The sequence below is a fragment of the Salifodinibacter halophilus genome (genome assembly GCA_012999515.1).
Taxonomy (GTDB): domain Bacteria; phylum Pseudomonadota; class Gammaproteobacteria; order Nevskiales; family Salinisphaeraceae; genus Salifodinibacter; species Salifodinibacter halophilus.
Genome location: JABEEB010000215.1, coordinates 1 through 275, shown reverse-complemented (window position 1 = coordinate 275; position 275 = coordinate 1). Strand labels below are relative to the sequence as shown.

1 protein-coding gene is annotated in these 275 nt (G+C 69.8%); it reads left to right on the top strand.

The window, feature by feature from the left end; all coding sequences use genetic code 11:
* A partial coding sequence (locus tag HKX41_11375) for a PepSY domain-containing protein (protein ID NNC24732.1) occupies positions 1-275 on the top strand: 275 nt, incomplete at both ends.

Here is a 275-nt window from a genome sequence, read left to right as displayed (position 1 = left end):
GCAACGACCTGATCCTGTGGCTGCGCGATTGGCATACCCATCTGTTGGCCGGCAAGAACGGCGAGCAGGTGCTCGGCGCGGTCGGCATCGCCGCGGTGTTCATGCTGCTCAGCGGCCTGTACCTGTGGTGGCCGCGCTGGTCGGCGCTGGCGGCGAGTCTGAAGTGGTATCGCGGCCCGCCGACGCGGCGCTGGCTGAGCTGGCACCGCGGCATCGGCCTGTGGCTGTTGCCGCTGACCCTGCTGGCCTCGCTCACCGGCACCGCGATGGTCTAC